The 17,610-nt window shown below is 64.5% G+C and carries 16 protein-coding genes; 3 read left to right on the top strand and 13 right to left on the bottom strand.

Translation table 11 applies throughout. From position 1 onward, the window contains the following. Positions 1–28: 28 nt before the first annotated feature. The 5 genes from HV753_RS17640 to argS all read right to left on the bottom strand — a co-directional run bounded on the left by HV753_RS17640 (position 29) and on the right by argS (position 5,546). Positions 29–1,030 (bottom strand): alpha/beta hydrolase, encoded by a 1,002-nt coding sequence (locus HV753_RS17640; RefSeq protein ID WP_246288306.1) that lies wholly within the window; start codon positions 1,028–1,030, stop codon positions 29–31. Further along, a complete protein-coding gene (locus HV753_RS17635; protein WP_175175810.1) occupies positions 1,009–2,226 on the bottom strand; it encodes an ABC transporter substrate-binding protein in 1,218 nt (405 codons plus the stop codon). Before HV753_RS17635 ends, HV753_RS17640 begins: the two co-directional genes overlap by 22 nt. Positions 2,227–2,388: 162 nt before the next feature. Further along, complete coding sequence (locus HV753_RS17630) at positions 2,389–3,021, bottom strand: thiol:disulfide interchange protein DsbA/DsbL (RefSeq protein WP_175175808.1); 633 nt, start codon at positions 3,019–3,021, stop codon at positions 2,389–2,391. Positions 3,022–3,101: 80 nt separating this feature from the next. After that, positions 3,102–3,839 carry an SPOR domain-containing protein gene (locus tag HV753_RS17625; protein WP_175175806.1) on the bottom strand — a complete coding sequence of 246 codons (738 nt, stop codon included), beginning with the start codon at positions 3,837–3,839 and terminating at the stop codon, positions 3,102–3,104. Positions 3,840–3,848: 9 nt separating this feature from the next. Continuing rightward, the gene (gene argS / locus HV753_RS17620; protein ID WP_175175805.1) at positions 3,849–5,546 is read right to left on the bottom strand and encodes an arginine--tRNA ligase; all 1,698 of its coding nucleotides are present in this window, start codon (positions 5,544–5,546) and stop codon (positions 3,849–3,851) included. A gap of 304 nt (positions 5,547–5,850) precedes the next feature. Between argS and HV753_RS17615 the strand changes: the two genes are divergently transcribed. Together HV753_RS17615 and HV753_RS17610 are read left to right on the top strand one after the other, a co-directional pair. Further along, entirely contained in the window at positions 5,851–6,189 is a 339-nt protein-coding gene (locus HV753_RS17615) for a DUF1840 domain-containing protein (RefSeq protein ID WP_175175803.1), read from the top strand. A gap of 78 nt (positions 6,190–6,267) precedes the next feature. After that, the gene (locus HV753_RS17610) at positions 6,268–6,585 is read left to right on the top strand and encodes a hypothetical protein (protein WP_175175802.1); all 318 of its coding nucleotides are present in this window, start codon (positions 6,268–6,270) and stop codon (positions 6,583–6,585) included. An 80-nt stretch (positions 6,586–6,665) separates the two neighbouring features. On the opposite strand, the gene HV753_RS17605 is transcribed toward HV753_RS17610, so the two are convergent. The 6 genes from HV753_RS17605 to HV753_RS17580 all read right to left on the bottom strand — a co-directional run bounded on the left by HV753_RS17605 (position 6,666) and on the right by HV753_RS17580 (position 12,703). Continuing rightward, on the bottom strand, positions 6,666–7,466 hold the full coding sequence (locus tag HV753_RS17605; protein ID WP_175175800.1) for a carbohydrate ABC transporter permease: 801 nt from the start codon (positions 7,464–7,466) through the stop codon (positions 6,666–6,668). Further along, on the bottom strand, positions 7,463–8,338 hold the full coding sequence (locus tag HV753_RS17600) for a carbohydrate ABC transporter permease (RefSeq protein WP_175175799.1): 876 nt from the start codon (positions 8,336–8,338) through the stop codon (positions 7,463–7,465). Before HV753_RS17600 ends, HV753_RS17605 begins: the two co-directional genes overlap by 4 nt. 16 nt (positions 8,339–8,354) lie before the next feature. Further along, on the bottom strand, positions 8,355–9,650 hold the full coding sequence (locus tag HV753_RS17595) for an ABC transporter substrate-binding protein (protein WP_175175797.1): 1,296 nt from the start codon (positions 9,648–9,650) through the stop codon (positions 8,355–8,357). Between the two features lie 35 nt (positions 9,651–9,685). Continuing rightward, positions 9,686–10,741, bottom strand: a complete 1,056-nt coding sequence (locus tag HV753_RS17590; RefSeq protein WP_175175796.1) for an ABC transporter ATP-binding protein — start codon at positions 10,739–10,741, stop codon at positions 9,686–9,688. Positions 10,742–10,862: 121 nt separating this feature from the next. Further along, a complete protein-coding gene (locus HV753_RS17585; RefSeq protein ID WP_175175795.1) occupies positions 10,863–11,660 on the bottom strand; it encodes a phosphodiesterase in 798 nt (265 codons plus the stop codon). A 29-nt stretch (positions 11,661–11,689) separates the two neighbouring features. Next, on the bottom strand, positions 11,690–12,703 hold the full coding sequence (locus HV753_RS17580) for a substrate-binding domain-containing protein (RefSeq protein ID WP_175175794.1): 1,014 nt from the start codon (positions 12,701–12,703) through the stop codon (positions 11,690–11,692). Between the two features lie 322 nt (positions 12,704–13,025). Between HV753_RS17580 and HV753_RS17575 the strand changes: the two genes are divergently transcribed. Beyond that, on the top strand, positions 13,026–14,354 hold the full coding sequence (locus tag HV753_RS17575) for an amidase (protein WP_175175793.1): 1,329 nt from the start codon (positions 13,026–13,028) through the stop codon (positions 14,352–14,354). A 145-nt stretch (positions 14,355–14,499) separates the two neighbouring features. Here the strand turns inward: HV753_RS17575 and leuA are convergent, their stop codons facing one another. Together leuA and HV753_RS17565 are read right to left on the bottom strand one after the other, a co-directional pair. After that, positions 14,500–16,212: a 2-isopropylmalate synthase gene (gene leuA, locus HV753_RS17570; protein ID WP_175175792.1), complete on the bottom strand. Its 1,713-nt coding sequence runs from the start codon at positions 16,210–16,212 to the stop codon at positions 14,500–14,502. Positions 16,213–16,612: 400 nt separating this feature from the next. Then, entirely contained in the window at positions 16,613–17,590 is a 978-nt protein-coding gene (locus HV753_RS17565; protein WP_175175790.1) for a Bug family tripartite tricarboxylate transporter substrate binding protein, read from the bottom strand. Between the last annotated feature and the right edge of the window lie 20 nt (positions 17,591–17,610).

Here is a 17,610-nt window from a genome sequence, read left to right as displayed (position 1 = left end):
ATCGCGCCCTTCACGCGATGCGGCAGCGTCACACCGCCACGCGGCGAATCCAGGCCCCGATGCGCGCGGCGATCTCGTCGCTGTTGTTGTCCATCATCGGCATGTGGGAGTTGCCCACGATGCCCTGCTCCGCCAGCCGCCACACGTCCACCCGCGCGCCGTGACGCGCCAGCGTGTCGGCATAGTCCTGTCCGGCCACGCACAGGCGCTGCCACAGCGGCGTGGCATCCAGATAGTCGCCATAGACAAACAGAAACGGCTTGTCCGCCACGGCGGCGGTGATGACGTCGGCCGAGAACCCCGATGGCTCGATGCCGATCACGCCGCGCACCAGGTCTGGCCGCGCGTGCAGGGCTCGGTAGGCCACCTCGCCGCCATGGCTGTGCGCCATCACCAGGCAAGGGCCCACGCGGTCCAGCACGGCGCAGAAGCCGCGCAACGCCGCGTCGTTGTTGCCCAGCCAACGTGGCACGGCATGCCGAATGAAGTCGTCAAAGGCGTCGACCGGAAAGCGCTGCCCAGGAAAGGCACGCCGCGCCTCGACATCCTGGGCGCGGCCAAAGCGGAACAATGACCAGCTTTCCTCCGCATTGCGAATGATGGGCGCCTCGGGCCAGACTTGCGGGAATGGCGTCCAGCCGGCGCGGCCCCGTTCCACGTTGTCCACCACATACACGGCATGCCCCTGGCGCAGGAAATGCTGCATCCAGCCCGTCCGGCCGTCTGGCGTCTGTTCCCACATCGCACCCGTCATGCCGCCGCCGTGCAACAGCACGACGGGCAGCGGATGGGCCAGCCGGGCCGGGATGAAGTACTGCACATAGGCCTGTTCAACGTGGTACAGACCGTTGGGGTCATAGGCCAGCGACGCGGTTTGCGTGAAGGCGATGTCGCGCTGGGGCATGCCGCTGATGCGCACGGGCTTGCCGCCCGCGTAGAAGCTGCCGAAGTCCGCCAGCGTGACGGGCCCCGAACTTGCCGCGGAATCGGACGCAGACCCGGCGGGCTTCATCGCTTGACCAGCGGGCATTGGCTTTCCGACAAGGGCCAGGCGAGTGTGTCGCCGGGAATGTTGCGCACGATGTTGTAGTAGTCCCAGGGCGCCTTGGACTGCGCGGGCGTCTTCACCTGCGCCAGCATCATGTCGCGCACCACCAGGCCGTCTTCGCGGATATGCGCGTTCAGGCTGAAGGGGTCGTCGATGGGCAACGATTTCATCTTCGCCATCACGGCGTCGGAATCCACCGTGCCCGCGGCCTTCACTGCCTGAAGGTAGTGGCGCACCGAACTGTAGACACCGGCTTGCAGGAAGGTGGGCGGACGGCCGACGCGCGCCTCGAATTTCTTGGTGAAGGCGCGCGTGCCGTCATTCATGTCCCAATACGACGGCACGGTCAGATAGGTTTTTTGCGCCGCTTGCAGGCCCAGGCTGTGCACGTCCGTGATCAACAGCAGCATGGCCGCCAATTGCTGTGTGCCGCCGATGCCGAATTCCGCGGCCTGCTTGATAGCCGAAATGGTGTCGCCGCCGGCATTCGCGATGGCGATGATCTGCGCCTTGGAACCCTGCGCCTGAAGCAGGAAGGACGCAAAATCCGATGCGTTCAGCGGGTGGAACACGGTGCCCACCACCTCACCGCCATTGGCGCGCACGACGGTTTCGGTATCCGCGGCCAATTGCTTGCCGAAGGCATAGTCGGAGGCCAGGATGAACCAGCGCTTGTTGCCTTCGTTGACGACTGCCGTCGCCGTGCCGCGCGACAGCGCATAGGTCGTGTAAGTCCACTGCACGCCATAAGGCGAGCATTGCGCCTGCGACAGCGCGGTGGTGCCGGGACTTGAGAACAGCACCAGTTTTTTCTTTTCGCGCGCAATGCCCTGGACCGCGAGCGCGACGGATGAGTTGGGCACGTCCACCACGACGTCCACGCCATCGGTGTCGTACCACTTGCGGACCATGCCGCTGCCGATATCGGGGCGATGCTGGTGGTCGCCTGACACCAGTGAGATGGGCTTGCCCAGGACGGAACCGCCCATTTCCTCGATGGCCAGACGGGCGGCTTCCACCGACCCCTTGCCGGTGGCGTCGGCGGTCACGCCCGCCATGTCGGTCAATACACCGATCTTCACGCCGTCGGCCGTACTGGCGTGCGTGGCAAGGGCGCTGAACGCCAGGCACAGGCCCACGCTCAATGCCGCGCGGCTGCGCAGGAATTGCTGTTTCATTTGTCTTCCACCCATGTAGTGCCGTCGTTGCGGCGAATTTTTGTGGCGAAAGTGTAGCGCCGCCACTTGGGGGCGGGACACTGCTGAAACATCTTCTCCAAAAAAGAAAACGCCCCGGTCGCGCGATGACCGGGGCGTTTTGCAGTGAATCGCGGACGCGGATTACTTGTTGCGTGCCATCGGGATCAACTGGTTGACTTCCTTCAGGGCGCCTTCGTAGCTGTTGCCCGCCATGACCGGCGAGGTCATGAACTTGCCGCCCACGGCAAACGACGGCGTGCCGTCGATGCGATAGGCCTCGGCCAGCTGGTTGGCACGCTGCACTTGGGTCTGCACGCTGAACGAATCGAACACCGAATCGAACTTGGCGCGGTCAACGCCTTGCGAGGCGGCCCAATCGCCCATGGCCTTCTTGTCGAACAGGCGCTTGTGCTCACCGTGGATGGCGGTGAAGAACTTGGCGTGCAGGTCCTGGCGATCCAGGGCCAGGAACGTGTAGTACACCTGTTGCAGCGGCTTCATGCCGGCGTTGAAGGCGATCGGCACTTGCTTGAGCACGACGTCCGACGGGGCGGTCTTGACCCAATCCTCAACCATGGGTTCCATGGCGGCGCAATGCGGGCAGGTGTAGGCGAAGAACTCCAACACTTCCACTTTGCCCGGGGTATCCGACGGCAGCGGCGGGTTGATCGACACATAGGCCGGCGTGCCTTGAGCGTGGCTCATCGGGCTGAAGAACGCCGTGGCGGTCAGGGCGGCCGCGGCCATGATGCGAATAAGCTTGGTGGACAACATGGATGAGAGGTTCCTGGGGAAAAAGTTACAGACAGGCCCGGGGCCGGATAAGTTCAATGCAAAACAGCCGCCGAAGCGCCTTATTGGCGCACCACGGCGGTTTCAATCTTGTTTTCGCCCAGTCTGCCTCGGGCGCGGTTCATGTCGTCCAGGCGTGCGAACGGGCCCACTCTGACCCGGTTGATTGCCTTGCCGTTGACTTCGGCCTTCTGCACGGCCACTGGCAAACCCAGCAGGATGATGCGGGCCTTCAGTGATTCCGCGTCGGTTTCGCCACGGAACGCGCCGGCTTGCAGGTAGTACGTGCCCGTTGCCGCCGATGCCGTGGCGGTGGCGGCTTTGGGGGACGGGGACGGCGTGGCCTTCGAGATGGGCGTGGGCGCCGGGTTGACCGACGCCACGGCGGGCGCGGGAGCGCTGGCCTGCGGCTTGGCGGTGGACGGAAGCGTGGCGATCAGCGCACCCAGGTCGTCCAGCTTGGACGGCGTTTCGTCGGGCTTGGTCGTGCCGCCCGTGGCCGTGCCGGCGCCGGGAAGCGGTGCTGGCGCGGTAGCGGTCGGGCCGGTGGGCGGTGCACCCGCCGCGCCGTCGCGTCCGTACAGGCCCGCGTTCGGGTCCGGCGCCTGGCGGGGATCAGGCAGCTTGCCCGTGTCGCCCTGTCGGCTGGCCCGGTCCACGAAGGGCACGGGTGCCTTGGTGACGTAGAAGGCCACGACGGCGGCCACGATCAGGCCGATAAGCAGGCCGGCGAGCGCCCCGTACAGGGTGCTGCCGCTTTCGCCAGAGGAACGGCGGGTGGTTTTGCGCTTGGTTGCCATGAACCGATGTTACATCCGCTCGGGGGCGGACACGCCCATGAGCTCCAGGCCATTGGCCAGCACCTGGCGCGTCGTGGCGGCCAGGCGCAGGCGGGCCAGCTTCAGGGCCACGTCGTCGACCAGCACGCGCTCGGCGCTGTACCAGGCATGGAAGTCCGACGCGCAGTCACGCAGCCAGAAGGCGATGTGGTGCGGCGACAGGTCCTGGGCGGCCAGGGCCACCACATGCGGGAATTCGGCCAGGCGTTGCATCAGCGCGAATTCGGACGGCGCGGTCAGCAGCGAGGCGTCGGCGGCGGCCACGTCGGCGGCCGGCATGGCCGCGTTGTTGATCATCGTGCAGATGCGCGCGTGGGCGTACTGGATGTAATAGACCGGATTCTCGTCGCTCTTGGACAGCGCCAGATCCACGTCGAACACGAATTCGGTGTCGGCGCGGCGCTGGATCAGGAAGTAGCGCACCGCATCGCGGCCCACCCAGTCGATCAAGTCACGCATGGTCACGTAGCTGCCGGCGCGCTTCGAGATCTTGACCTCTTCGCCGCCGCGCATCACCTTGACCATCTTGTGCAGCACGTAGGAGGGGTAGTCCTTGGGGATGCCTTCGCCAAGCGCTTGCAGGCCGGCGCGCACGCGAGCCACGGTGCCGTGGTGGTCGCTGCCCTGGATGTTCACGGCGCGGTGGAAGCCGCGCTCCCATTTGGCCTTGTGATAGGCCACGTCGGGCACGAAGTAGGTGTAGCCGCCTTCGCTTTTCCGCATGACGCGGTCTTTGTCGTCGCCCGTGCCCAGTTCGGTGGTGCGCAGCCACAGCGCGCCGCCTTCCTCATAGGTATGGCCGCCGGCGATCAGCGCGTTGACCGTGGCCTCGACCCGGCCGGACGTGTATAGCGAGCTTTCCAGGTAGTAGTTGTCGAACTTCAGGCCAAAGGCTTGCAAGTCCAGGTCTTGTTCGCGGCGCAGATAGGCCACGGCGAAGACGCGGATGTCGTCCAGGCTGTCGACGTTGCCGGTGGCGGTGACGGCGGCGCTGCCGCCGGCGCCTTCCGAGGCTTCGATGGTCTTGCCGTCCTGGAAGTCACGCGCGATATCGGCGATGTAATCGCCCTTGTAGCCGTCAGCCGGCCAGTCGGCGGAGTCCGTCGTCAGGCCGCGGGCGCGGGCCTGCACGCTGATGGCCAGGTTTTCAATCTGGTTGCCGGCGTCGTTGTAGTAGTACTCGCGGGTCACGTCCCAGCCGCTGGCGTCGTACAGGCGGCACAGGGCGTCGCCCAGCGCGGCCTGGCGGGCGTGGCCCACGTGCAGCGGCCCTGTGGGATTGGCCGACACGAATTCAACCAGGATCTTGTCGCCGGTGCGCGGCGCACGGCCAAAGCTTGCGCCTTGCTCGGCGACGGTGGCGATGACGGCCTGGCGGGCGGCGGCGGTGACGCGCAGGTTGATGAAGCCGGGACCGGCGATTTCAGCGCTTTCGACCAGATCGCGCGCGGCGGGCGCTGCCAGCAGGGCGTCCACGATGGCCTGGGCCAGTTCTCGGGGATTGCGGCCGGCGGGCTTGGCCAGCTGCATGGCCACGTTGGTGGCAACGTCGCCATGGGCGGCAACCTTGGGGCGCTCCAGCAGCACGTTGGCCTGGGCGTCGGGGAGGCTCTGCGCAACGGCGGCCTGGATCAGGGAGATAAGCTGTTTTTGTTGCTCGGGGAGCATGGGCGTCTGGAGAAGTTCTGGGTGAGTGACCAAAGCGGGGATCAGGCGGACGGAGTCCGGGCCGGCAATGTCACGGGAATCCCTTCAATGATAGTTGATTTGGCGGCCGAACCGGCGGACGGGGGGACGGAAACCGTCCAGGAAACGGTCATCAGGGCCATGGAACTGTCAATAAAATCAAACATCTAGCCCCGCGCGGCGCGGCCGGGTCGACTTGCCCCTGGCGGACTCGCCAGCCCGCCAGTTGGCATCGTTCTGGCGTTGGGGTAGTGTATGTAACGTATTCAATGAGGGAGACCGACATATGCTGATTACCTTTCACTCCAAGGTCGTGGCCGAGGTGCTGATGCTGTCCGACCACGCCGGTCCCATTCTGCAAGCAGCCGGCAAGTCCATCGTCGACAAGATCCCGGAACGCGGCGTTTTCACGGTCGAACAACTGGCGCCCGCCATCAGCGGCATCGAACACGCGATCGCCGCCGCCGAACGCCCAGATGAGGACGAAGACGAGGACGCGGTGCCCCGGGCCCCGATGGCGCGCACCGTAGGCCTGAAGGAACGCGCCTTCCCGCTGCTGGACATGTTGCGGCAATCCCTGGCGGCGAACGTCGAAGTTACCTGGGAAGCCTCGCGCGGCTGGTAGGCAATGTCGCCGGATGGACAATCTGCCTGGCGTTTTTTGCCTACCCTTCCCGGCTGACGCCCTTTCAAGGAATTCCCTATGCGCAGCGACATCACGATTGTTTTCGATACCCGGCGTTCGCTGGACCTGACCGCCACCGTGGAAACATCCCCGCAACGCCAGAGCCAGGCGCGTGACTGGTTTGACGGTGCCTGGGAAACCCTGGGCTGCGAACCGTTGCGGCCCAGCGGCAAAGTGTTGCTGCTGGACAAGGTGCTGGGCGTGGCGGATGCCCTGGGGTACGACACCCTGTCCACCGACGAGAAGGAAGCCCGCGAATTTGCTGAAAACCTGGCGCTGGCGCTGGAACGGCCGCGCATCACGGTGGATCTGCCAGGCTTGACCGTTGGCTATTGAACGCAAGCCGCACACCCAAGACAAAAGATCCCGCTGCTAGCGGGATCTTTTCCTTGAGGGCCACGGCACGCTTAGCCGGGCTAGCGGATCCCCGCCCGCATGAATGACTGCACGAACTGGCGCTGGAACAGCAGAAACGCGATCAGCAGCGGCGCGGCGGACATCAGCGTGGCGGCCGTGATGACGGACCAGTCGATGCCTTGGTCGGTCGATGAGAACACCTGCAAGCCCACCGTCAGCGGCCGGGACTCGACCGAATTGGTGATGATCAGCGGCCACAGGAAATTGTTCCAGTGGTGGCTGACCGACACCAGGCCGTAGGCCACGTAAATGGGTTTGGCCAAGGGCACATAGACCTTCCACAAGATCTGCAAGGCATTGGCGCCTTCCATGCGTGCCGCTTCCTCTAGTTCGCGCGGCACCGTCTTGAAGGTCTGGCGCAACAGGAAGATGCCGAAGGCCGATGCGAAATACGGCAGGCCGATCGCGAACACCGTGTCGCGGATGCCCAGCTGGCTCATCGACCGGTAGTTCTCCACCAGCAGCACGTCCGGCATGATCATCAATTGCAGCAGCACCAGCATGAAGACGAAATCGCGGCCGCGGAACTCGAAGCGCGCGAACGCATAACCGGCCAGCGTCGACAGCACCAATTGGGCCGCCAGCACCATCGTGACCAGCAGGAACGTGTTCAGGAAGTAGCGCGGGAACGGCGCGGCCTGCCAGGCCCGCGCGAAGTTATCCAGCGTCAGCGGCGCGAACAGGTCAAAGCGCGTTGCGTAGGCCGGCGGATGGAACGCCGCCCACAAGGCATAGGCCAGCGGCAGGATCCACAGCAGGCCAAGCGCCCACGCGCCCAGGGTATCGAGCTTGTCTTTCATTGATAGTGCGTCCTGCGGTCCAGCCAGCGGAATTTGATCAGTGCCGTCAGCGCCAGCACCACTAGCAGCACAACGGTCAGCGTGGCGGCATAAGCCGTGTCCCAGAAACTGAAGCCCACCTGGTAGATGTAATACAGCAGCAAGGTGCTGGCGTTGTCCGGCCCGCCGCGTGTCATGACGACCACGTGATCCACCAGCCGGAACGCATTGATCAAGGCATTGATCAGCACGAAGAGCGTGGTGGGCATCAGCAGGGGCCAAAGCACGCGCCGGAAGTACTGCCAACGCGACGCACCTTCCAGCATGGCGGCTTCGCGCAGCGACGGCGACACCGTCTGCAAGGCGGCCAGGTAGAAGATCATGAAGAAGCCCGACTCCTTCCACACCGTCACCAGCATCAGCGCCGGCAACGCCGTATCGCGGTTGCCCAGCCAGTTGGGGCCAGGTGAACCGAACCAGCCCATCACCTGAGCGATCAGCCCATATTGCGGCGTGTAGAAGAATAGCCAGATGTTGGCCACCGCCACCATTGGCAGCACGGTGGGCGTGAAGTACGCCAGACGCAAAAAGCCGCGGCCGCGCAGGTTGCGGTTCACCCATAGCGCCATGACCAGCGCGATGCCGATCGACGTGGGGATCGTGCCCAGCGCGAACCACAGGTTGTTCCACAAGGACTGCCAGAACACCGGATCGTCGAGCATGACGGCGTAGTTATCCAGGCCCACGAAGCGCGCGGGCCGCGCGCCCTTGGGCGTGGAGAAAAAGCTGTGCCAGAGCGTCGCCACCGCCGGGTAATGCGTAAATGCGGCGAGCAGCACGATGGCTGGCAGCAACAGCAGCCAGCCATAAAGCGCATTTAAAGAACGGCTCATCGTGCTTTGGACCTGTTTACTTGTAGGGGCGCAGGATGCGGTCAGCCTCGCGTTGCGCATCGGTCAGGGCTTGCTGCGGCGTCTTCGAGCCCGTCAACGCCGCTTGCAAGGCGTCGTTCAGGGTCTTGGTGACGCGCTGGTTCTCATGCGTGGAGAATTCCGCCACGCTGACTTCCAGCTGGTCGCGCGCAACGGCCGCGGCCGGCACTTCCTGCGCGTACTTCTTCATCTTCTCGGTCTGCCAGGCGGCCGGGGTGACGGCGACATAGCCCGTGGCGATGCTCCAGTCGGCCGCGCGTTCCGGCGTCGTGACCCATTGCGCGAACTTCAGCGCCGCCTGTTGCTGCGCCGGGGTGCCGCTCTTGAAGATGTAGAAGTTGCCGCCGCCCGTGGGGCTGCCGCCGCGCTTTTGCTGCGGCATCATGGCCACGCCGAACGGGAAGTCGGCGTTCTTGCGGATGTTGGTCAGGTTACCCGTGGTGGTCCATACCATCGCCGCCTTCTTTTCCAGGAAGTCCTTCGGCGTGGTGCCCCAGTCGATCGTGCCGGTCGGCATGATCTTGTGCTTGGCCGACAGATCGCGCCAGAACTGGGCGGCTTCCACTACCGCAGGCTTGTCCAGATAGACCTCGTTGCCCGCCTCGTTCATCAGAATCGCGCCATTGGGCGTGGTCAGCGCCTGGAACAGCCAGTACGCGAACGCACCGCCCGACGGAATCTCGATGCCCCATTGCGTGGTGTTGCCCGAAGCGTCCTGCTTGGTCAGCTTCTTGCCGTAGTCAACCAGCTCGGCCCAAGAGGCCGGGGCGCGCTCGGGATCCAGGCCAGCCGCCTTGAACAGATCCTTGTTGTAGTACATGACGATGGTCGAACGCTGGAACGGCACGCCCCAGGTGTGCCCGCCCGACCGGCTGTTCTGCATGAAGGCGTCATAGAAACCGCCCAGCCATTTCTTGTCGGCGTCGCTCTTGGCCAGCGAGTCGATCGGAACGATGGCGTCTTCGTCGATCAGCGTGAACATGTCGGTCGACAGCAGCACGGCCAGTTGCGGCGGCGTGCCGCCCTTGAGCGCGGTCAGCGCCTTGGCGATCGAATCCTGGTACGAGCCGGCATAGATCGGCTTGATCTTGATGTCCGGATTTTCTTTCTGGAAATCCGCAACCATGTCGTCGACGATCTTGGTGATCGGGCCGCCGACGGCAACCGGGTAATAGAACTCGACCTCGACAGGTTTGTTCTGTGCCTGCGCGGGGAGCGACAGGCAGGCGGCGGCCAGGCTGGCGGCCAGGGTCTTCAGTACGATGCGTCGCATGGTGCGTTTCCTTATCCGTGGAAGGGGGGCGGCTTCTAGCGCCCGGCGGTGTTGATGACCGCCGAATCGGCGGCAAAGAAATGTTGTTGCTCGTCGGGCCAGGACAGGCGCAGGGCTTCGCCCGCGCGGGCGCGCAGATGCCCGCCAACGCGCACGGCCACGCCGCTGGTGTCACCAACGCGGCAGACCACGATGGAGTCAGCGCCGAAATACTCCACGCTTTCCACGGTGGCCGGCAGGCCGTTGTCGTCGATGCGGATGTGTTCGGGGCGCACGCCCAGCTTCACCGCGCCGGCGGGCGCACCCGCGATGGCGGGACCGTGCATGCCGGCGATGACCGTGGCGCCTTGCAGCGTCGTCACCCCGATCAGGTTCATGGGCGGCGTGCCGATGAAACGCGCCGCGAATTCGCTGGCCGGACGTGCGTACAGGGCGTCCGGCGTGTCGTGTTGTTCGATCTGCCCGCCACGCAGCAGCACCACCTGATCGGCCATGCTCATGGCCTCGGTCTGGTCGTGCGTCACGTACACCATCGTGATGCCCAGGTCCTGCTGCAAGGCGCGGATCTCGCGCCGCATCTCGTGGCGCAGTTGGGCATCCAGGTTGGACAGCGGTTCGTCCATCAGGCACACCGGCGCTTCGGAAATCACGGCGCGTCCCAGCGCCACGCGCTGCTGCTGCCCGCCCGACAATTGCGAGGGCTTGCGGTCCAGCAGATGGCCCAGGCCCAGCAGGCCGGCCACCCGTTGCAGTCTGCGGTCATAGTCATGCGCCGGTTCCTTGCGAACCTTCAGTCCGAACAGGATGTTCTCGCGCACCGACAGGTGCGGAAACAGCGCATACGACTGGAACACCATCGAGATGCGGCGCTTGGCGGGAGGCAGTTGCGTGACGTCGCGGTCGCCGATGTGGATCGTGCCCGACGTGGGGGTATCCAGCCCGGCGATCATGCGCAACGTGGTCGACTTGCCGCAGCCCGATGGGCCCAGCAACACCGTGAAGCTGCCGGCGGGCACCGTGAAGCTCACGCCGTGGATCGCGGCGGCGGCGCCATATTGTTTGGTGAGGTTATCCAGAACGATGGATGACATGCTGTCTCGACGATCTAATAGTTAGATCCGCATTGTTGCCTGTTATGAAAACCTTTTCATTGTGCAGCGCAAACATGACGGATTCATGGCAATTCCAGGGGGTGAGTCCCTGCGCTACGTATCAGGCAAACGGATAAGGGCCGGGGTACTCCCCAATAACGGCGTGGTGCGTCACCAGGCTTTTGCCCTGCCACCAATGCAGCTGGTAGCCCGGCGGTTCCATGACGTATTGCAGGACGGGGCGCGGCCCAAGCTCCAGCGCCAGTTGGTGCGCGGTGCCCGGACAGGTGGACGCGATCGTGCCGCCAAACCGCTGGAAAATGGTGCGGTGCAAATGGCCGCACAGCACACGCTCCACATTCGGAAAGCGCGACACGATGCGTTCCAGTTCAGACGCGCCGGCCAACAGGCCGATGGCGTCCATGTGTTCGATGCCCGTCAGGAATGGCGGATGGTGCATCAGCACCAGCGTGGGCCGGTCGGGCTGTTCCGCCAGGCGCGTGGCCAGCCAGTCCAGGCGGTCCTGGCACAGTTCGCCGTGGCTTTTCATCGGCACCACGGTGTCCAGCGCCAGCAGGCGCAGCGGATAGGTCTCCACCGCGTACTGGATGAAAGGACCGTCGCCTTGCAGATAGGCGTGGTCGGGAAACGCGGCGCGCAATTGCGCGCGGTCATCGTGGTTGCCCGGCAGAAGGAAGTACGGAATCTCCAACGCCTGTAGATGGTCGCGCAGCGCCTGGTATTCATGCGGGCGGCCCAGGTCGGTCAGGTCGCCCGTGATCAACACGCAGTCTGGTCGGGGCGTCAGGGCGTTCAGCGCGCGCACGGCCGGCCCAAGAAAGGCTGCCGGATCAATGATGCCGTAGGCCTTGTCCCCGGGGGTGCGCATGTGCAGGTCGGTGATTTGTGCGATGAGCATGATGCGGATCAAGTGTCTGGGTAATGGAGTCAGCGTCGCACGGACGCCGCCGTGCCGCCGACCACGATGCAGTGCGGCAGCCGGTTTGATTGCGGCGGCTGGCCGTGGATTTGCGCCAGCAGGTTCGAACAAGCGGTCTGTCCGATGCCGTCACTGGGTTGGGCCACGGTTGTCAGCGGTGGCGTCAGCAAGGCGCCGAAGCGCATGCCGTCAAACCCGCATACCGAGATATCGGCTGGCACGGACAGGCCCAACGCCACCAGGTCGGCAATGACGGCGGTGGCCAGCAGGTCGTTGGAGCAGAACAGCGCGGTGGGCGCCTGCTTGCCCCGTAGCGCGGCCTTCAGGGCATCGGCGTCGCTGCCGGTGTGGGAATTCATGGCGATGTGCTGCACGGCTTCCAGGCCCAGCTTCTTGGCGCAGGCGCGGGCGCCCGTCAGACGGCGGCGTGCGCGATCCGAAGCCGTCAACGGGCCGGTTACCAGGGCAATGCGCCGATGCCCCAGCGCGGCCAGATGCGCAACCATGTCGCTGGCGGCAGCGCGGTTGTCGACCGAGGCGAAGGGGTGCGTATTCGATTCGTTGTAGACCAGCACGTAAGGCATGCCGGCGCTATCCAGGTCATCCAGCGTGGCGCTCTTGTTCACGTCGGCAACGGTCAGGATCAAGCCATCAACCTGATGGTCCATCAGCCCCTGCACCGCGGCGGATTCGACGGCGGGGTCATAGCCCGTGGCGGTCAGCATCACGCTGTAGCCGGATTCGCGCGCGCGCCGCTCGGCGCCCTCGAAGCACTCCGCAAACACGGGATTCGACAATGTGGGCAGGATCAGGCCGATGGTGCGCGTGCTGCCCGAACGCAGGCTGCGGCCAACGCGATTCGGCCGGAAGCCGGCACGTTTGGCCACATTGCGGATATGCGCAAGCGTGTCCGGATGCACGATCTCGGGTTGGTTGAACGCGCGCGAAACCGTCGCTGGCGACACCCCAGCCTTGCGAGCGACTTCGATGATGGAAAATCGGGGCGACGGGCGCGTAGCCATATCTTTATTGCTGTCGGTTTACTGAAAACGATTTCATCTTACAAGACAAATATGACCTTTGTATTGCACGGGTTTGCGCTATGCTGATAAGCACGCAACAACAGAAAGCCATGGCGCGACGCAGTTGGTTTACCCGGGAAAACAAGGTGTTTTCGGTGTTTTTCCTAATTGACTCGGCGCGCACAATGGTTGGGATCAGTCCGCGGGCATGCCAAGGCGAACACGCCGCGGCGCCAGCAAGGGCAGACCCTCGGTCAAGGGGACCGGGTGCGTAGTTCAGCTGTCGCGCGTCATGCGCGGCACCGGTAAAGAGGAAAGGATCATGTCTACTGCCTTAAACAGACTTGGCGCGCTTGAAGCCGCGCGCAAGCTGCAACGGCGCGAATTAACCGCGGTGCAATTGGTTCGAGCCTGCTTCGCCCGCATCGAGCAACGCGAAAACACCATCCACGCCTGGACGGCGTTGCAAAAGCAGGCGGCGCTGGACCATGCGGCTGTCCTGGACAGCGGTGCGCTGCGCGGCCCCTTGCACGGCTTGCCCATCGGCGTCAAAGACCTGTTCGACACCGCTGACCTGCCCACGCGCTACGGTTCCCCCATTTACGAACGTCACCGTCCCGGCCTGGATGCCGCGTCCGTGGCGCTGTGCCGTGGCGCCGGGGCGATCGTCGTCGGCAAGACCGTTACCACCGAGTTCGCCACGTATCAGGCGGGCCCCACCCGCAATCCGCGCAACGAGGCCTACACGCCCGGCGGCTCCTCCAGCGGTTCTGCCGCCGCGGTCGCCGACGACATGGTGCCCTTCGCGCTGGGCTCGCAGACCGCCGGCTCGATCATCCGTCCCGCGTCGTACTGCGGCATCGTGGGCTTCAAGCCGACGTTCGGTGCCATCCCGCGCGCAGGCGTGAAAAGCCTGGCCGAATCCCTGGATACCGTGGGCGGCTTCGCCAGATCGGTGCCAGACGTCGCGCTGTTTGCGTCGGTCATGATGCGTGATGCGCGCATGCTGGAATTGGCTTATGACGGCAAGCCGCGCATCGGCATGTGTCGCACGCTGCAATGGCGGCATGCGCAGGCTGAAACCAAGGAAGCCTTCGCGCAAGCCGCCGCCACGCTGTCGCGTGCCGGCGCCTTCGTGCAAGAGGTGCCGCTGCCTTCGCAGGATTGCATGCTGGTGCAGTTGCACGCGGACATCATGGCGTATGAAGCCTCGCAGTCGCTCGCTTTCGAGCGCCTGGAACATGCCCGGCAGCTTAGCCCCAGGATTCAGGCGATGCTGGAAGCGGGGTCGCAGATCACCGCCGAAGAGCACATCAAAAACCTGGCCCGCGCCGAAGAGTCGCGTGCGCGCGTGAATAGCTGGTTTCAGGACTTTGACGTGGTGCTGGCGCCCAGCGCCGCGGGTGAAGCGCCGTTCGCCGATCTGGGTACAGGCGATCCGCAATTCTCGCGCGCCTGGACGCTGTTTGGCCTGCCCTGCCTGAACCTGCCCTTCGCGACCGGCCCACAGGGCTTGCCCGTGGGGCTGCAACTGATCGGGCAGCGTTACGACGACTACCGCACCCTGACCATCGGCGCCTGGGTCCACGAGCGCCTGCTGGCCGCCAATGCACCAGACATCGGGGCGTCTGATATGTGGCCGCGCGGCTGACGGCCCTTTTCTGAAAACAGAAAGCCCGCCAGATAAGGCGGGCTTTTTCTTGGCAGGGCCGCACGGAAAAGAGGTGTGTCTTCCGGGGCGCGCAAACCCATGTTCCGGGTTTGCGTCAGGCGCTTATGTCATGCCGAAAAGCGGATCACGCGGCTTCGGTGGCTTCCTGCTCAGCCGCCGTCACGGCGCCTGCATTGATGTGGCGATTGACGGCGCTCAGCACGGCCTGGAACGAGGCCGTCACGATGTCGCGGTCGATGCCCACGCCGAAACCGGTGTTGGATTCGCCGACGCGCAATTCCACATAGGATGCGGCGCGCGTGTCGGTGCCGGTGCCAATGGCGTGCTCGTGGTAGTCCATGATGCGCACGGGCACATCCAGCGCGGCCACGAAGGCCGAGATGGCGCCGTCGCCCTTGCCCGTCACGATGCGGCGTTCGCCGTTGTATTCGAGTTCAGCTTCGATGCTGAAGTGCTGGCCTTCGCCGGCCGACGGATTGCCGTCGATGCGGTGGCGGATCAACTTCCACGGGGTCTTCTGTTCAAGGTATTCGCGATTGAAGATCGTGTGCACGTCGTCGGCGGTGACTTCGCGGCCGGTTTCGTCGGTGACGCGCTGGATGGCGCGGCTGAATTCGATCTGCAAGCGGCGCGGCAACACCAGGCCGTGTTCCTGTTCGAGCAGGTACGACACGCCGCCCTTGCCCGATTGGCTGTTCACGCGAATCACGGCGTCGTAGCTGCGGCCGAGGTCAGCCGGATCGATCGGCAAATACGGCACTTCCCAGACGGCGTCGGCCTGTTGCAGCGCGAAGCCCTTCTTGATGGCGTCCTGATGCGAGCCCGAGAATGCGGTGAAGACCAGATCGCCTGCATACGGATGGCGCGGGTGTACGGGCAACTGGTTGCAGTATTCGGCGCAGCGGCGGACCTCATCGATGTCGGAGAAGTCCAGGCCCGGATGCACGCCTTGCGTGTAGAGGTTCAAGGCAAGCGTGACCAGGTCGACGTTGCCGGTGCGTTCGCCACTGCCGAACAGGCAGCCTTCGATACGGTCGGCGCCGGCCATCACGGCGAATTCGGCGGCGGCGACGGCGGTGCCACGGTCGTTGTGCGGATGCACGCTAAGCACGATGCTGTCGCGGCGTGCCAGGTTCTTGTGCATCCACTCGATCTGGTCGGCGTACAGGTTCGGGCTGGTGGCCTCGATCGTGGCGGGCAAGTTCAACACCATCTTGTGGTCGGGCGTGGGTTGCCACACGTCGGCCACGGCGTTGGAGACTTCCAGCGCGAATTCGGGTTCGGTCGTGCTGAACACTTCGGGCGAGTACTCGTAGCTCCACTTGGTTTCGGGACGCTGCGAGGTGTATTGCTTGATCAGGCGCGTGCCGGTCGTGGCGATGCCCTTGATCTCGTCCTTGGTCATGTTGAACACGACCTTGCGGAAGGCCGGCGCACATGCGTTGTACATGTGGACGATGGCCTGCTTGGCGCCTGCGGCGGATTCCACCGTGCGGCTGATGAGGTCTTCGCGCGACTGGGTCAGCACGATGATGGTCACGTCGTCCGGAATGCGCTTTTCGTCGATGAGCTTGCGCACGAAGTCAAAGTCGGTCTGCGAGGCGGACGGAAAGCCCACTTCGATTTCCTTGAAGCCGATCTTCACCAGTTGCTCGAAGAAGCGGAGCTTGCGCTCGACGCTCATCGGCTCGATCAGGGCCTGGTTGCCGTCGCGCAAGTCCGTGCTCATCCAGATCGGCGCTTTGGTGATGCGGCGGCTGGGCCAGGTGCGTTCGGAGAAGTCGCGGGTGAAGGGCGCGAAGGGGACGTATTTGGTAGCGGGGTTGGCAAGCATCATGACTACACCTCGATCGGTTTCTTTTGAATCCCGGGAGCACTACTCTCGGCGGCATTTGTGACCGGATGACGGTCTTGTGCCAGGGTTTGCCGTGATTGACCGGCAGGATTCACAAATAAAAGGGGGAAATCGCGTGTGGCAAGCGTGGCTGCCGAGCTACCACGGGGACACTAGGCCCGGCAACCGATCGGTAGGTATAGCGATAGCGATAGCGCGGCGAAGCAGGAGATGCGAGCGCGCAGGCCGGCAACCGGAGCGGCGGAGCGTCCGGTGGCAATCGCGAGGGAGGTGCGGTGTGCGGCCATAGGTTGCTAGTCAAACATACTTTCCGCCGAAGCGCAAACACAAACGTTTGGAAAAACGGGGGGCGGATCGCCCCGCCGCGTTTGCCGCCTTGTGCCTATTGCGTCTGCATGTGGCCGTTTTTCACGACTTTGCCCAGGCGTTCGCGTTCGCTTGCCGCGAATTCGACGAAGCTGGCGCGCGAGCCGCCGCCGGGTTCGATGCTGCTCTGACGCAGCGCGTCCTGCACTTCCTTCGTTTGCAGGGATTTCTCGACTGCCGCATTCATCTTGTCCAACACATCGGCGGGGGTGCCCGCCGGCGCGAACAGACCAGCCCAGTGGCCAATGCGGATCGCGGGGAAGCCCGCTTCCGCCGTGGTGGGGATATCCGGGGCGCTGGCCATGCGCTTGTTCCAGGTGGTGGCCAGCGCTTTCAGTTTGCCGGCCTGGATCAGGGGCAGCGTCACGATGCTCGCTTCCGAGGTGGCGTCGACCTGGTTGCCGATCACGGCGGTGACACCTTCCGAGCCGCTTTTGTAGGCGATGGGCTCAATCGGCAGGCCCGTCGCTTCCTTCATCATTTCGGCCACGAAATGCGGCGTGCTGCCGTTGCCGGCGGTGGAAAAGGTGATGCGGTCGGTCTTGGCCTGCTTGGCGCGTGCGACGAAATCCTTGAGGTCCTTCGCCGGGTTGGACGGATTGGCGACGATGACGGACGGCGTGATCGACAACAGCGCCACCGGGGTCAGCTCGTCGTCCTTGTAGGGCTGATCCGAGCGGATCAGGCTGTTGGTGACCGTGCCGTTGCTGCCGACCAGATAGGTGTAGCCATCGGCAGCGCTGCGCGCAACGTGCGCCGCGCCCACGACGCCGCCCGCGCCAGGGCGGTTTTCGACGATGACGGCCTGGTTCAAGGTCGAACCGACCGCTTTCGCGATGATCCGGGCGACCAGGTCGTTGGCGCCGCCTGCGCTGAATGGGGCGACGAAGGTGATGGGTTTGTCAGGCCAGGCGGCCAGGGCCGAGGGGGACGCGATTGCGGCCGAACAAGCCACCAGCAATCCGGCGGCATACCGGATGGGGGTACGGAACATGGGTACAACTCCAGGAGGGC

It is taken from the genome of Achromobacter pestifer (genome assembly GCF_902859625.1).
In the GTDB taxonomy this organism is placed as follows: domain Bacteria; phylum Pseudomonadota; class Gammaproteobacteria; order Burkholderiales; family Burkholderiaceae_B; genus Achromobacter; species Achromobacter pestifer.
The sequence above is the reverse complement of the archived record's forward strand: the minus strand, read 5'-3'. Positions and strand labels throughout refer to the sequence as shown.

Excerpts from the sequence above, each read along its gene's own strand:
- HV753_RS17640 (WP_246288306.1), bottom strand. The coding sequence starts at position 1,030 with ATGCCCGCTGGTCAAGCGATGAAGCCCGCCGGGTCTGCGTCCGATTCC.
- HV753_RS17635 (WP_175175810.1), bottom strand. The coding sequence starts at position 2,226 with ATGAAACAGCAATTCCTGCGCAGCCGCGCGGCATTGAGCGTGGGCCTG.
- HV753_RS17630 (WP_175175808.1), bottom strand. The coding sequence starts at position 3,021 with ATGTTGTCCACCAAGCTTATTCGCATCATGGCCGCGGCCGCCCTGACC.
- HV753_RS17625 (WP_175175806.1), bottom strand. The coding sequence starts at position 3,839 with ATGGCAACCAAGCGCAAAACCACCCGCCGTTCCTCTGGCGAAAGCGGC.
- argS (WP_175175805.1), bottom strand. The coding sequence starts at position 5,546 with ATGCTCCCCGAGCAACAAAAACAGCTTATCTCCCTGATCCAGGCCGCC.
- HV753_RS17615 (WP_175175803.1), top strand. The coding sequence starts at position 5,851 with ATGCTGATTACCTTTCACTCCAAGGTCGTGGCCGAGGTGCTGATGCTG.
- HV753_RS17610 (WP_175175802.1), top strand. The coding sequence starts at position 6,268 with ATGCGCAGCGACATCACGATTGTTTTCGATACCCGGCGTTCGCTGGAC.
- HV753_RS17605 (WP_175175800.1), bottom strand. The coding sequence starts at position 7,466 with ATGAAAGACAAGCTCGATACCCTGGGCGCGTGGGCGCTTGGCCTGCTG.
- HV753_RS17600 (WP_175175799.1), bottom strand. The coding sequence starts at position 8,338 with ATGAGCCGTTCTTTAAATGCGCTTTATGGCTGGCTGCTGTTGCTGCCA.
- HV753_RS17595 (WP_175175797.1), bottom strand. The coding sequence starts at position 9,650 with ATGCGACGCATCGTACTGAAGACCCTGGCCGCCAGCCTGGCCGCCGCC.
- HV753_RS17590 (WP_175175796.1), bottom strand. The coding sequence starts at position 10,741 with ATGTCATCCATCGTTCTGGATAACCTCACCAAACAATATGGCGCCGCC.
- HV753_RS17585 (WP_175175795.1), bottom strand. The coding sequence starts at position 11,660 with ATGCTCATCGCACAAATCACCGACCTGCACATGCGCACCCCCGGGGAC.
- HV753_RS17580 (WP_175175794.1), bottom strand. The coding sequence starts at position 12,703 with ATGGCTACGCGCCCGTCGCCCCGATTTTCCATCATCGAAGTCGCTCGC.
- HV753_RS17575 (WP_175175793.1), top strand. The coding sequence starts at position 13,026 with ATGTCTACTGCCTTAAACAGACTTGGCGCGCTTGAAGCCGCGCGCAAG.
- leuA (WP_175175792.1), bottom strand. The coding sequence starts at position 16,212 with ATGATGCTTGCCAACCCCGCTACCAAATACGTCCCCTTCGCGCCCTTC.
- HV753_RS17565 (WP_175175790.1), bottom strand. The coding sequence starts at position 17,590 with ATGTTCCGTACCCCCATCCGGTATGCCGCCGGATTGCTGGTGGCTTGT.